The 15,057-nt window shown below is 31.0% G+C and carries 13 protein-coding genes and 1 riboswitch; of the genes, 9 read left to right on the top strand and 4 right to left on the bottom strand.

From position 1 onward, the window contains the following. The first annotated feature begins 47 nt into the window (after positions 1 to 47). The 5 genes from KF816_06525 (at position 48) to KF816_06545 (ending at position 5,185) form a co-directional block, all read left to right on the top strand. Positions 48 to 416, top strand: coding sequence for a hypothetical protein (locus tag KF816_06525; GenBank protein ID MBX3007668.1), 369 nt, complete (start codon positions 48 to 50; stop codon positions 414 to 416). A gap of 19 nt (positions 417 to 435) precedes the next feature. Further along, positions 436 to 2,454: a DUF2779 domain-containing protein gene (locus KF816_06530; GenBank protein MBX3007669.1), complete on the top strand. Its 2,019-nt coding sequence runs from the start codon at positions 436 to 438 to the stop codon at positions 2,452 to 2,454. A 164-nt stretch (positions 2,455 to 2,618) separates the two neighbouring features. Next, positions 2,619 to 2,694: riboswitch (SAM riboswitch) on the top strand. Between the two features lie 37 nt (positions 2,695 to 2,731). Further along, a complete protein-coding gene (locus KF816_06535) occupies positions 2,732 to 3,379 on the top strand; it encodes a hypothetical protein (protein MBX3007670.1) in 648 nt (215 codons plus the stop codon). Between the two features lie 12 nt (positions 3,380 to 3,391). Continuing rightward, positions 3,392 to 4,537, top strand: coding sequence for a methionine adenosyltransferase (gene metK / locus KF816_06540; GenBank protein ID MBX3007671.1), 1,146 nt, complete (start codon positions 3,392 to 3,394; stop codon positions 4,535 to 4,537). 375 nt (positions 4,538 to 4,912) lie between these two features. Beyond that, entirely contained in the window at positions 4,913 to 5,185 is a 273-nt protein-coding gene (locus tag KF816_06545; GenBank protein ID MBX3007672.1) for a hypothetical protein, read from the top strand. A gap of 316 nt (positions 5,186 to 5,501) precedes the next feature. Here the strand turns inward: KF816_06545 and KF816_06550 are convergent, their stop codons facing one another. The 4 genes from KF816_06550 to KF816_06565 form a co-directional block, all read right to left on the bottom strand. Continuing rightward, on the bottom strand, positions 5,502 to 6,317 hold the full coding sequence (locus KF816_06550) for a WYL domain-containing protein (protein ID MBX3007673.1): 816 nt from the start codon (positions 6,315 to 6,317) through the stop codon (positions 5,502 to 5,504). A 179-nt stretch (positions 6,318 to 6,496) separates the two neighbouring features. Continuing rightward, the gene (locus KF816_06555; GenBank protein ID MBX3007674.1) at positions 6,497 to 6,823 is read right to left on the bottom strand and encodes a hypothetical protein; all 327 of its coding nucleotides are present in this window, start codon (positions 6,821 to 6,823) and stop codon (positions 6,497 to 6,499) included. Between the two features lie 71 nt (positions 6,824 to 6,894). Further along, positions 6,895 to 8,175: a PcfJ domain-containing protein gene (locus tag KF816_06560; GenBank protein MBX3007675.1), complete on the bottom strand. Its 1,281-nt coding sequence runs from the start codon at positions 8,173 to 8,175 to the stop codon at positions 6,895 to 6,897. Between the two features lie 64 nt (positions 8,176 to 8,239). Beyond that, positions 8,240 to 9,454: an AAA family ATPase gene (locus KF816_06565; GenBank protein ID MBX3007676.1), complete on the bottom strand. Its 1,215-nt coding sequence runs from the start codon at positions 9,452 to 9,454 to the stop codon at positions 8,240 to 8,242. A gap of 1,104 nt (positions 9,455 to 10,558) precedes the next feature. On the opposite strand from KF816_06565, the gene KF816_06570 reads away from it, so the two are divergent. The 4 genes from KF816_06570 (at position 10,559) to KF816_06585 (ending at position 14,978) form a co-directional block, all read left to right on the top strand. Further along, positions 10,559 to 11,899, top strand: a complete 1,341-nt coding sequence (locus KF816_06570; protein MBX3007677.1) for a radical SAM protein — start codon at positions 10,559 to 10,561, stop codon at positions 11,897 to 11,899. Positions 11,900 to 11,902: 3 nt separating this feature from the next. Further along, positions 11,903 to 12,523, top strand: coding sequence for a hypothetical protein (locus KF816_06575; GenBank protein MBX3007678.1), 621 nt, complete (start codon positions 11,903 to 11,905; stop codon positions 12,521 to 12,523). Next, a complete protein-coding gene (locus tag KF816_06580) occupies positions 12,520 to 14,565 on the top strand; it encodes an AAA family ATPase (protein ID MBX3007679.1) in 2,046 nt (681 codons plus the stop codon). The genes KF816_06575 and KF816_06580 overlap by 4 nt, the downstream gene beginning before the upstream one ends. A 224-nt stretch (positions 14,566 to 14,789) precedes the next feature. Further along, positions 14,790 to 14,978, top strand: a complete 189-nt coding sequence (locus tag KF816_06585) for a hypothetical protein (protein ID MBX3007680.1) — start codon at positions 14,790 to 14,792, stop codon at positions 14,976 to 14,978. Positions 14,979 to 15,057: the final 79 nt, after the last annotated feature.

Here is a 15,057-nt window from a genome sequence, read left to right on the forward strand (position 1 = left end):
TAAATATCAAGCTCCGAAACAAAAAATACTTAAGTGATCATTTTCGCTTGACAGAACTCAAATGGCTTGATGTATTAATAAATGTTGGGCCACCGATAGAAAAGTATGCTAAAGAATGGTGTTTAAATAATCCATCGGCGGGTTGGTGCGGCGGAGTCACCAGAGCTTTAAAAATCTTAAATAAAATACCTTTTGGCTACAAAATTTGTAGGCAAAAAGATGACCCACATTATTATTTCATTAATCCGGGGACAAATGAAGTAATTGATCTAACCATTTATCAAATGAAGAATGAATATGAGCATGATTACCTCGATTACAAAACTGATAATTTGTTTAATGATGAAGCACCAGAGAATGTAATAAGATTAGTGACAATTTTGAAAAATATTCAAAGTGATCTAATAAATTTATAATTTAATGAATGAGGCAATTATGCGCTACTTAACTAAATCCCGCTTTCGGCTGGCATTAGAATGTATTACCAAACTCTATTACACAAAAAAGAATGATTACGCAGATGAAAGCTTAGATGATCCTTTTTTATTAGCCTTAGCTGAAGGTGGATTCCAAGTTGGAGAACTTGTAAAATATTTGTTTTCTGATAATCCTACAAAGGAAAATATTACTATTGATACTTTAGACTATCAAGAGTCTCTTTCCGAAACCGCCAAAAGACTTCATCAAAAGGATGTAGTAATTGCTGAAGCCGCATTCTCCTTCAATTCATTATTCATTAGGGCTGATATCATCGTTAAACGTGGAAATATCATCCATCTGTATGAAGTAAAAGCGAAATCTTCGGATGGTGGTGATATTGATTTTGTTTCAAAGAAAAAAGAAGGCGGAATTACTTCGAAATGGGCTCCTTATTTATATGATGTTGCATTTCAGAAATATGTAATTGCTAAATCTCTCGCGAGTAAAAACATAATCGTAAGAGCAAATCTCGTACTGGTGGATAAGAGTAAGGTAACTACAGTTGATGGCTTAAATCAAAAATTTAAAATTATTAAAATGAACAATCGCTCAAGAGTTGAAATTGAACCCAACATGAATAAATCCGAATTAGGAGACTCAATATTAAAAATACAAAATATTGATGATGAGATTGATAAGATTTGGAATGAATTCCCGGTTCCGTCAGATTATAAAAAATTAGGTTTTGAAGAATTTATTCAAATGTGTGAAAAAATATATACTAATGACAAATTGCTTTATGCTCCACTAGGCAGCAAATGCAGAGCCTGCCAATTTATTAATAGCGATTCAACAAATAATCCATCTAAGAAAAGCGGATTCCATGAGTGTTGGCAGAACAAAACTAATTTAGGTGATAGATTATACAATGATAGTCTAGTGATTGATTTATGGGGTGGGTTAATGGGAAGTAGAAGTATTGTTCAAGAGTTAATTGATAATGGGAAATATTTAATAGCGGATTTAAACGAAAATGATGTAATTCCAAAATCAAATGACAAAAGTTATCACGGACTTAGTCCTTTTGAAAGAAGAATGCAGCAAATAAACAGAGTGAAAAGAAATACAAAAGAAAGTTATTTTGATAAAAAAAGATTTGAAGAAGTAAAACGAACTTGGAAATATCCATTACACATGATTGATTTTGAGACCTCAATGCCCGCACTTCCATTTCATAAAGATATGCACCCATATGAAGGAATTGCATTCCAGTTCTCGCATCATTTAATGGAAGAAAACGGAGTAATCCGCCATGCTGGTCAATATTTATCTTTTGAGAGAGGAGTTTTCCCTAATTATGAGTTCGTTCGTGAATTAAAATTACAACTAGAAAATGATCATGGCACTATATTCCGTTATCATAATCATGAAAACACATATTTAAATATCATTTATAATCAGCTTCAAGCAGACCCTAATCCTCCGCACGATAGAGATTCACTTTGTGGATTTATAAAAAGAATAACAACAAGTACAATTAATAATAAAGAAAAAGAAATTGGTCCAAGAAATATGGTTGATCTTTGGGATTTGGTACTAAGATTCTATTATTCTCCAAATGCAAAGGGAAGTAATTCAATAAAAGCCATACTCCCGGCTATCATATCTGAATCTGATTTTCTAAAAGACAAATATTCTAAGCCCATTTACGGCAGAAACAAATTGGTGCACAGCTTGAATTTTGATGAACACATTTGGATTGATCCCTTTAAAAATTATGATCCTTATAAAACTCTTCCAAAATTGTTTGACGATTATTCAATTGAAGAATTAGATAAACTTTCTGAATCAATAGGTGAATTTAAGGAAGTTGCAGATGGAGGAGCGGCAATGACTGCATATAATTATTTACAATTTTCATACGTCCCGGATGATCAAAGAGAGAGATTAAAAAATGGTTTATTAAGATATTGCGAACTTGACACAATGGCGATGGTGATGATTCTTGAAGGATGGTTTAACAAAACTGAATAATATTTTATGGAAAAATTAAATATGACTACTGTAAAAAGAGAATATTCGAATGAGGAACTATGCTGTTTAAAAATTGCTATTTATAATGTGACCGCTAATGAGAAGACATCTAACAATAGAACGTCACTTCTGATTATTGACAAATGCAGATTAAAGCTATAAGTTTGTAACAAAGTCGTGATTTAATTCGAATTGCAGCGACTTAAAATAAATTGCTAAATAGTTAAAGACCCACTATTTAGTGGGTTTTTCGGCTTTAAACGGGAGAAGACAAAACATGTATGCTATTACCATTGCGCTGAAAGACAAGTTCGAACAAATGAACATCTCAAAACATGAATTAGCGGCCAGGATGGGATATACCAATATTATGAAAGGAGTTCAGAAAATAACTCTATTTTTTAGAGGCGAACATTACGATGAGCAGTTGATTAAAAAAATGAAAAAAATAATTCAATTGGAAGAAAACATTGAACGGTATTCTGAATTCATCACACAAGAACAAATCAATAACGATAAAAGAATTTGTAAACTTCGAGATGAAAATGACGTTCTGAGAAAGGAGATTCTTATGAGACAAAAATTCATTCCCTTCATATACAGGAAAACGGAATATTCCAGACCCACGAGCATAACCATGGTGGCACTATGCGGTGGGGCAATGAAATTCAATACCCTTCGAGAGGATTTTATGGATAAAAGCTTTGAAGATCAAAAGGAATTTGTGAGCCGGTTCATTAAAGAGGATTACAGAGCAAACGGTGGTCTTTGCCGCTTTTTCGGTAAAATTACAGGATATTACTATCAATACTCTTTCGATAGTGTGGTTGAGTATGATGTTGACGGTAAAATAATTGTAGATATAATTAAAGATTTAATTTTATATCCAAGTCCATCGGCCCGTCCATATATAACATTAAAATAAAGGGAAAATAGAATGAGAGATTATCTTTTTACATCAGAATCGGTATCGGAAGGACATCCCGATAAAGTGGCAGACCAGATATCGGACGCAATCCTGGATGCTCATTTGAGCCTGGATCCCAAGTCAAAAGTTGCCTGTGAAACTTTAGTGGCCAAAAATTTAATCGTAATAGCTGGAGAAATTACATCTAGCAAGAATGTAGATTATTCTTTGATAGCAAAAAAAGTAATTTCTGAGATTGGTTATACTGATGTCTCAAGCGGATTTAATTTAGATGAATGTAAAATAGTAAAAAGCATAAGTGAACAGTCAGGAGATATTAATCAAGGAGTTGCTCTTGGCGATAAGATCGGAGCTGGGGATCAAGGAATAATGTTCGGTTATGCTACTAATGAAACCGAAGAGTTAATGCCGTTACCCATTATATTTGCTCATAAAATTTTGGAAGAGCTTGCACGCCATAGAAAGAATAAAAAAGTTGATTGGCTGCGTCCGGATTCAAAATCACAAGTAACTGTTCGTTATGAAGAAAATAGACCAATTTCTGTTGAAAGAATTGTTGTCTCAACACAGCATTCAGATTCTATAAAACATTCGGAGATCAAAGATTTTATAATTAGCGAGGTTATTGCAAGAGTTATCCCAAAAAATCTTATTTCGGATAAAATTGAATATTTCATAAATCCAACTGGCAGATTTGTTGAAGGTGGACCTCAGGCTGATACAGGATTAACGGGTCGAAAAATTATAGTCGATACATATGGAGGAGCTTGCCCTCATGGAGGCGGCGCATTCTCGGGAAAAGATCCGAGTAAAGTAGACAGATCGGCAGCTTACATGGCGCGTTATGTTGCAAAAAATATTGTTGCAGCAGATATAGCAAAAAAATGTACGATTCAATTATCATATTCAATAGGGGTTCCCGAACCATTATCTATTTATTTAGATTTTCATAGAACCGGTTTAATAGAAGAATCAATAGTTGAAAAACAACTTTCGCAGATATTTGATTTAACTCCGAAAGGTATAATCGATACTTTGGATCTTTATAAACCTGTTTACCAATCGACTTCGACTTACGGTCATTTTGGAAGGGATATTTTTACTTGGGAAAAGTTAGATATGGTTGAACAATTAAAATCTTCATTTAATTATTAATTTACTCATTATCTGGAGTATGAAACCAGATAAAACATTTTCCCAAGTATTTTCCCTGATGCCAGTTCTTGATAATGGGGAAAAACTAATTTATCATTGGCACAAAACGGGGAGCAGAGTAATGATCCCAACTTTCTAACTAAATGGATATTCTGTTGGAGGCTGGTCAGTGAATTGTCTCTATTAACCTCAAACTCATAATCCCGATTCATACTGATCAACCTGACGATTATTCTACACTATTTAATTCTACCATTATTCAACTTAAAAATGGAATCCCTCACAAACTCTCTTAATAGTATCTTTAAATGATACTATAAGAAAATATCCATATCATATTTTTATACCTCATTTTATTCTTCTCGGATACAAATTATGTCAATTAATAAAAATATTATTACCGGCGGCAGAGGGCTCTCCTTTGACGATGCTATTATTATCAATTCTTCCGAGCCGGAAGAGGGGATTGCCGCCGAATTTGAATATATATTAAATATCTTCACTGGTACCGGTCTTTCCTTCGAGGTTTTTACTGAGGAGATTGTTTCCAATCAAAACAAAAGGTATGATATTATAACTATACGTGTCTTTAATTGTTATATCTATAAATTTTATTTTGATATAACTTCATTCCATGATCAAATATAAATAAGCGAATATTATTACAAGTTGGCTCTGTTAATTGAGACGTAATGACGTATTATTACTCTAAATCCCTCTCATTCATTATAATATACTTGACTATTATTAAAAAAAATGCAAAGTTGAAACAGTACAAGTTAGGTTTCCCCCCATCCTAAATTGTACAGAGTCCGCTGTCATAAGCGGACTCACTTTTTTAAACCTAAGCTCAATAATTTGTTAATAAATCATAATAAAATATTTCGCTTTAATAGTCGCGCATTAAAAATATTGAATAGTTCATGCTCGGTTAGCTTACTGTCGGTACGAAATAATACTTAATTTATCGATTTGTTTTTAAGTATTCTGTAATCATTTCTTCACAATATATTTTTAGGGCGACTGGCTTAACTATTTTCATTGTATCCCACCATGAAATACACCAGCCGGCTAAAGAACTTGTAATCGGCTGTTTTGTTTTTAATATGATTTTTCCATTCTTTGCCTTATCGAGAGTATAATTATCAAACCAGATTTTATCATAAATCTCATGTTCAACGGAAGGATTAAACTCTAGCATAATATCTACATCATTTTTCGAATCTGATTTATTAACTAGTATTTCGAATTTCTTATCTAACTGCTTAATTGATTGAATTCTAGTTAATAAAAAAGTTTTGATTACCGTCTCACCTTCTTTTACCGCAAACAATTGCCAGTTCTTATCCTTTAGTAGCAAACGAATTGGCTTCAGCAAGTAACTATTTATTTCTCCATCCCTTTTCTTGTAATCTATTTTGAGATAAAGACTATCTGATACTGATTTACATACTAGCGTTAAGTTTTGAAAAAACATGTCTTGATTAATCTTAGAAATCAATTCGATCTGATCTTTAAAAGAAGATGAATTTAGTTTTAACGGCAGATAATCGGAACAAAGCGATACAAGTGTATCGACTGGAGGGGTAGCAAACAACACTAAACATTTCTTCTTACTATTAATTTGTATGCCTAACTTCCTCAAAGCACTGATATCCCTATTAATAGTAATCTCGGTAACACTATACAATTCTGCATAATCAGCTTTTGATTTCATTTCACCATTAAGAACAGATGAAAGAATTTCTATTTGTCTTAAAAAGTCTTGGGAGTGAACCATAATATTATCATTTAGTGATAAGAATCTTGAGAAGTAAAATATTTTATTTACCTATCAGATGGAAGCCTTAATAATAATATTAATAGTAGTGTATTTTCTTCCTAAAAGTATGAGGGGATGTCTTATAGGCTGCTGGAGACTGGTTTTCTATTTGCTAATTGCAGTTATGATAGGAATTATTATTTAGTTGTTTTGCTCTGCGCTCTAAGAAACGCATTAATTGATTTATAGCTTGTTTTTACATCTACTGAATTAATCCAAAGATCTGAATCGTTATCTATTAAAACATCTGCTTTTGGATAACTATCGTTTCCCTTGGGAATATACCCACTTGTTTTCCAAAGATGGGCAAATTCGGCAATGTCCGGATTCCCGGAATATAGATAAACAGAATAGTCTTGTATTAGCTCTTTTAATTTCGGATGATCAGAATATGTCCGCCCTTTATCTTTTGATATTCTGGCGGTATCGTCAATATCGAGTAAGATTTTAAGTTTACTTATCATGTAACCTTTATTATTTACAGAACAATAATAGTTTAGTGACGGATTAATAAAAACAAAAATAATTATAAGCTCTAATTATTCTGAAGTAAAATTTCTTTTTGATTTTTTTTAAAGACTTTCCACCATTGATGAACTATTAATTTAAGTTTTTCTGAGACTTTTGTATTATCCGGACCAAGAAAACTTCCTCTACGAATTTTGCCCTTTGAGTTTTTAATTTCTAATGTAGCTTCTTTTTTGCCCTCAATAACCTTATAAATATAGCAGTCGCCAGCTTGTATCTTATTTGAATAAGTGGAAATACAATTATGCTGTCTCTTTCCCCATGCAATAAGCTCAACATGATTAAGTACTGGAATTATAAACTCATTACCCGGTATTGGAGGAATTGGGAATTTAATTAGTCTGTCTTGCTTCTTTTTAATAGCATTGCTAAGATTAATCTTAACCTTTTCTATATGGCTAATATCTGTTATCTCCGGTAATTTGATTTTCCACTTCATAGCCTCTGAAAATATTTCTTTTACAATAGGGAAATACTTGTCGAACTCTCCGGGTTCAATGAGCTTTCGAAGCGTATTAACAGTTAAAATATTTGGAATGTTAGGCTCATCGGATAAAATCCTTATAAGATTCTTATTTATAACTGTAATATGTGATAATATATTCTGAACTCTATCCATAAAATCCGGATTAGAGGCAAAAGAATTCCGAAATGAAATAAGTTCTTTAACAGTGAGAAATGCTGGATCAAACTTTGAAAGTATTTTAACCATTCGCTGAGTGTCCGGAAAAAGGGCACGCTTAAGAATTTCTTTTTGTTTATTGCCAATAGCTACATCCAAAAAGTTCATGCTGTTAAATAAGGAATATGAATAGTTAAATTTATCCAAATTTACCAATATATAAGCTATCGCTTGATTTGATACAATGAAATCGATAAAATATTTGTCGTAATAAGTGATAGCCTTCAGTAACTCCCAATGACTGTCGGAGAATTGAACCACATATTTTAGCACATCCGGAGGGAATGTTTGAAAGAACTCGTCTTCAAGCTTCTTATGAACCTCTGATTTTATTACTTCTCTACTTTTGATCTTCTTTTTCTCAACATCTGGGTTAGCACTTACATAGGTTACTTCATCAATATTATATGGAAAATCAATTTCGCGATCGTGAACATTTACAACCGGCTCAATCTCTAGCCAGAAATCATGTTCTTTTACTGATATGAAAGCTCGTAGATTCGGGTATCCAAGAATTAGATACGAATAAGTAAGGTGATCAAACTTAAATATGTTAGCCCCTCTGCATTCTTTATTAAGTCTTTCAATCAGTTTTTTATATGTCATAAGTGCTTCGTTTCAAAGTAATTATTGTTTCTGTTAAGCTAAAATACATGGGACTTAATATGAATTATGAGTTTTTCAATTCATTTGAAAAGCCCAATGATTTTAGCTGATACTCGGAATTTGATTTATAAAATCCGCCATAAATCATTTCGAGCTGTTCGTACGCATCATCTTTATTTATACCCCCTTTGAACAGTTTCAAGCTCTTCAATTGTTTGATAAAACTAACAATAAAAGCCCCGGTAAGTTTCTTCTGAATTAAAGAATTAAGAAAATCATTGTCAAAGCAGTAAAGTATTTCTTCATCATCAGTTTCTCTGAAGATCAGATCCATATAATTATTCTTATCTATCTCATCAATATCAAGAATCAAGTCAAATCTGCCCGGTCGTGAAGCTGCAATATCTACAAGCTTTTTATCATTAGTAGTAGCAAGAAGAAATATCTTGTTTGACTGAAATCCATCAAGATATGTAAGAATTGAGTGAAGATTATCCCGATTTCTATTGTATTGCCTCGTTTCTGCAAGCAAGTCGAAATCGTCGATTACAAGCACGCATGATGGAAAGACATTGCAAAATTCAATCACCTCACTGAATATGAGTGATTTATTTTCAAGGATTACAAATGTGGTTTGCCCGCTCAATTCATTCATAATAGCGTTAATCAATTGTGTTTTAGCAGTACCTGGTTTTCCATTTAATAAATATCTAAGATTTATCCTATCTCTTCCAAAATTCTTTATTGCAGAAATAAATCTAAGCACTTGGTCTTTCTTATTAGCGGGAATGAATATTTCGTCTAATGAAGTTTTTTTGTGTTCAACTATTTCAATTGACTCAAGAAGTCGATCTGCTCTGCCCGTATCTTTAAGCAATACTACATTATTTAATAAAAAAGAATTAGATTTTGCAAAAGAAGAGATTTCATTAAATATTTTTATATAATCGGTTTGTACTGAAGAAGAAACCATCACTTCATATCTATAATTTATGTGTTCGGTTGTATTGGTATCAATTTGATAAGCTCTAGTTGTTACTATATACTCAATCCCATTATAATCTATAATAAAATTATAAATGTCGAATAGAAAATCACTTTTTTCAGTGAACCCATAATCATGCATTTCAGGATAAATTATATTACCGCGGCTATTACAAACGGCATATATATTTTTAACTTTTAATTCTGAATTATTAATTACACCATAGTATAGACGGAATAAGTAAGTCTGAATTATGTGTAATAACACTTCAGAAACGTGAATTTCTTCAAGCATATATTCTCCAATTTTAACTGCAAATTATTTTGTGAGGAATTATTAATCGTATCATTAAATGATAATAATTTATTTAGGAGCTTGAGTATTATAATAGACTGTTATAAGAATTTATAAATGAAGGAACTAAGTCCAATTGATCAAAACGCTAAATAACATTATTAGGTAGGGAAAGCTATTGAACCTATATGGGGAGCACTACAATGATCCTAATTTACTAACTTTAAACTGGATCTTCTATTGGGGGCTGGTCAATCGATGAAATTACTTTCCATTTAAGGCCTCCTTTTATTATTTATAATTTTATTATGTTTCTACAAGAAAGGCAGTGTATGTCTGTCTTACAAACTTATACCAGAAATATATTTTTTAATGTCATTTCATTTTGTTAAATATTTTAATAAGTTTTAATTAATATTTGATGTTTTTAGAGGATTATAGAAAGGAATCGCAGAAAAATTATCAAATATTAACGCAATGAACGTTTTTGTAATTCATTGAAAACTTGCTATTCAACTACGAAAGATCTGAATAAAAGAATGCGTTCAGATGTAGAAGTGGTTCAGGTCTGTCGGTGAAAGTAAGATAGTTTTTTACGATGTTCAAAATAATTTTCATACATGTTCACTACACTAGGGTGAGTTAAAAAAGTAAACAAATTGATTTGGATATTATGCTATATGTATAATAATATAAAACTAAAATATTAATTAGCATCATTGAGGCCTCTTATGAAAAAGAAAATTAAAAATGATGTAGTCGAAAAATTAAAAACCAAAGTCAGTTTCAAGAAAATCAAAGTGACACTAAAAAACAAAATTGGTATGGGGTATGACGGATGTGGGACACATACTCACAAAGATTAATTTATGAAAAATACTCAATATTTATAGCTGATATCTTATGGAGTTGAGAAAAACATATTTTCTTGGTTAATCAATTCTTTGGTTGATTCTTTGCTCTGAAATCTACCTTGGGACACTTCGAAAGTGAGGGGGTATTGTTTAACTATTATTCCGACCAACAAAATTTTGATTCCACTATAATAATTTTGAAAACTAACCACAATTGAATAATTTATTAAAATTTTAAGGGTATGGTGCTATGAGAAGTCCTTGGTTAAAAAGAGAATACAGAATATCAAGTGATGTAAAATCATTTTCTACGCAGGTGGGCGAGACCAAATACATAATCCTTATAAATCCCAATTATGGTTCTTGGATAGCTCTAAATGAATCAGAATATGAAAGATATATTAATAATAAATTTAATGAAATTGAGTGGGAATCTCTTTTTTATAGAAAACTTGCTGAAGATATAAATGGAGAAGAATTAGAACTCGAATTGATGGAGCCGGCAAATTATCCAAGTGTAGTAGTCGTAAACATTACGAGTTATTGTAATCTAAGATGTCGGTATTGTTTTGCGGATTGTTCACCTATGGAAGGATTACATATGAGTGAAGAAGTTATGAAACGAATTATAGATGATATGCTCCAAATGCCAGACATAAAAAATATTACCTTTGAATTTCAAGGTGGGGAAGCAACCTTAAATATTTCTGGGATGAAAAATTTTATTGAAATTGCTGAAGAAAGGAAAAAAGAATTTAATAAAACTATTAAGTACAGAATGGAATCTAATTGTGTAGCCATTACTGACGAAATTATTGAACTAATAAAAAAATACAATATAAATTTTGGAATTAGTTTAGATGGTCCCAAAGATATGAACGATTCTTGCAGAGTAGGAATTAATGATGAAGGTTCGTTTGAAAACATAATGAAAGGGATTCAAAAACTTAGAAACGAAGGGGTGTTTATTGATGGAGCTGTTTGCACTATCGGTCAGCATAATGTTAAATATCCCGAACTTCTGTTGGAATTCTTTAATGATATGAAAATAAGTTTCAAACCCCGCCCAGTAAATATACTCGGACGAGAAAAGGAAAGTAATCTTACTACTAAACCTGGAGAATGGGCAAAATGTTTTCAAAGAATGAGTGAGTTGTCAGAGAATTATGATATTGAAAATTTTTCAAATCATATTTTCGAAGAAAATGTGTATACACCGATTAGAGACTACATATGTTTAAGATATCCATGTGGTGCCGCAAGAGAATTGATTTCTGTAAATCCAAATGGAGATGTAATTCCTTGTGATGGATTTAAAAATGAGAAGGATTTTATAATGGGTAATGTATTAAAGGAAAGTATACTTGATATGTTAGTGAAAGATGAAGTAGTTAAATTGAGGAATAGAACCTCGGATACTATAGAAAAGTGCAAAGAATGTCTTTTCCGAGCAATGTGTTGTTCGTGTAGTTATTCCGCTTATGGTAAATTCGGAAATGTTTATCGTGAAGATCCTCACTGCTCAGATAGGAAAGAAATATTTGTGTATTTGATGAAAAAATGGATTAGTAATAACACACTTTGTAATTGAAACATGGAAAAGAATCAGTTAATAGTTGGATCTAAGAATAGTGGAAAAACTACCTTTTTACTATCCTATGTTAAGTATCAAATTGAAAATAATAATTCTGTAATAGTGTTAGACTCTGCAACACAACACAAAGAAAAATCCTTGATTATGAAAATCCTTCATGATTATAAGCATGTTGAAGTGAAGGATTTTTGTGATGTAGAAGATCTCTTTTGCATGCAGAATAAACTAGACACCAAAATTTTTTTTGATTATTACTCATTAGGTGAAATTATTATACCTGATAAAAAAATTATTTGTTTTGATTTGTCTTTTTATTTAGAAAAAGGGTACGACGTATATGAGAAATCAAAAAGGGAAAAGGATTTTTGGTATTATCGCAATATATATAGAAAGTTGAGTTGGTTAGTTGTAAGTGCTTTACTTTATTTAGATTCTATACAAATTCTAAATCGCACAATGATAGTAATGGATGAAATTGATTTATCGGATGAAGAAATGACGATTTTAGGAAGTCAAAAAAATATCAATATAGTAGCAGCAATGCATCCCCAAAAACAATTAGCGAAATTTTATCAGAGTTTTGAATTGATACCTTTGAATAAATACGGATTTTTAAAATGAATCATTCAAAAAAAGATATTATCCAAGAAAACGAATATTTACATAAAGTGCTTGAACTTGTGAAGAAAGAGATGAAAGATCTTAATATAACGATTACAGATAGAGTGGATTATATAGACGAATTTAAAAAATACGTTTGGGATAGTCGTGCTGAAATGGACAATGCTGAATTAGCTACTAATATGCAGGGTATAAATAACGAAGTAGGCAGTACTAATAGATTTATAAAAAGAATACAGTTTTTAAAAAAATCTCTTGAATCCCCCTACTTTGGTAGAATTGATTTTATAAGGAAAGCTGAACAGAAGAGAATGATATATGTAGGCCTCACTTCAATTGTAGAAGACTACCAATATTTTGTATACGATTGGCGTGCACCAATTTCAAATATGTTCTATGATTTTGAGATTGGGGATGCATATTATATTGTTCCTAAGGGAAAAATTGAAGGTGTGATTACTTTAAGACGTCAATACAAAATTATTAAAGGATACTTATCAAGATTTTTTGATAGTGAAATAAATATTAGAGACGAATATTTACAAGAAGTTTTAGCACAAGCAACTTCAACTAAATTAAAAAATATTGTTCATTCAATTCAACAAGAGCAGAATCAAATTATAAGAAATGTGGACGACAGAGTTATCATAGTTCAAGGAGTTGCTGGGAGCGGCAAAACAACAGTTGCTCTTCATAGGATTGCTTATCTGTTATATAAAGAAAAAAACATCAAGTCCTCTAATATTTTGATTTTTTCACCAAATGCAATATTTACTGAATATATTTCCGATGTGTTACCCGATTTAGGAGAAGAAAATACTTTACAAACAACCTTCAGTGATTTTGCTTTTACCTATCTGGATAGAAAAATTGAATCTTTTTCAAGCTTCTTAGAAAGAGGTTTTAATATTCCATCCGATTCAAGCGAGTTCAAAAATATACAATATAAATTATCAGATAAGTTTAAAAAACGAATTGATGAATATGTTTTGAATATAGATCGGGAACTTTACTTTAAAAAAGGTATTAATGTAGGAGATAAAGATTTTAATGCTCAGTATTTGACTGAGTTATTTCACTCTCGATTTAGTGGATTTCAAATATTCGATAGGTTAAATGTCATAGCTGAGTATCTCTGTGAGTTAAGCCATAGTAGAGGTAATAGGAAAATTAAACAGACACGACAATTATTATTTTCGAGTACAAGTATAGATGTCAACATTGAGAGCTTATATGAGGATATAATTAATTCAGATGAAGAGTATTCATTTTCTGAAACACTTCAAACACGACAAAAGATTAAAATCGGGAAAAAAATTATTAGTTATGAAGATAGTCTTGGATTATTGTATCTAAAATCAAAGCTTTTGAAAATTCCCCAAGACAAAAACATAAGACACGTTGTAATTGATGAAGCTCAGGATTATACAATAATACAATTAGAGCTTCTAAAAAAACTTTTCCCAGATGCTTATTTCACAATATTGGGAGATAAAAATCAAACTATAAATCCATTCTACAGATACTCTTCGTTAGAAGATATTCGTAAAGTATTTATAAACAAATGGAAGTATATTGAACTTAATAAAACTTACAGATCAACCGAGGCAATTGTAAATTTTACAAATATAATTATCGGAATAAATAATGTACATGCAATTAGAAATTTAACTAGCTATCCCATCATAATGAAAGATGTTGAGAAAAGTTGTTTAATTAATAGCATCCAGCATGATTTAAACGATTTCAAAAAAGATAATATTAATACGATCGCAATTATTACAAAAACCGCAATAGAAGCTAAATATATCCATGATAATATTTCAAAAATATTTGATGTTATCTTAATAACGACGCAGACTGATAAATATTCTAAAAAGACAACAGTTTTACCAGCTTATATGTCGAAAGGATTAGAGTTTGATGGTGTTATTATATATACAGATGAAAATAATAAGTTTTCTGACCAAGAAAAATTTCTATATTATGTTGCATGCACTAGGGCTCTTCATAAGTTAATAATTTATAATCAGGGATTATAACAATATATAGCATGGGAATTTATTTGTTCTGATTGTTGAAAAGATTTGAGCAAAATTAAAAAGATCTTCTGAAATAATAAATCATGAAGTCCTAATTTCAACTAAATTTTACTTTGTAAAAGTCGTTGTTAACTAATTGATTATGAGCTCTCTCTTTGTCATTTTAAAATAAGCTAGCTTATATCAATTATATTTTTTATTTCACTTTCTAAAAGGAGTTTGCCATGTCAACATTAGATCAAAAAAGAGCGGCTGCATCTATAACTTTTAACCAAAAAGCTGATCGTGCACAAATACAAGCTGATAAAGCCAAAATTAAAGGAAACGAAAAAACTGCAAATAAATATCAGGCAAAGGCAGATTCTTCTAGAAATACTGCAATGACTGCAAGCAAAAACATAGGAAAACCTTAATTCAAATTATTCTTTAAGAATATTGTTTGATCTTTAATCCCTCGATTCTTCCGGAAGAGAATTTCATCTAATGATTTTT

The sequence above is a fragment of the Melioribacteraceae bacterium genome (assembly GCA_019638015.1).
In the GTDB taxonomy this organism is placed as follows: Bacteria; Bacteroidota; Ignavibacteria; order Ignavibacteriales; family Melioribacteraceae; genus JAHBUP01.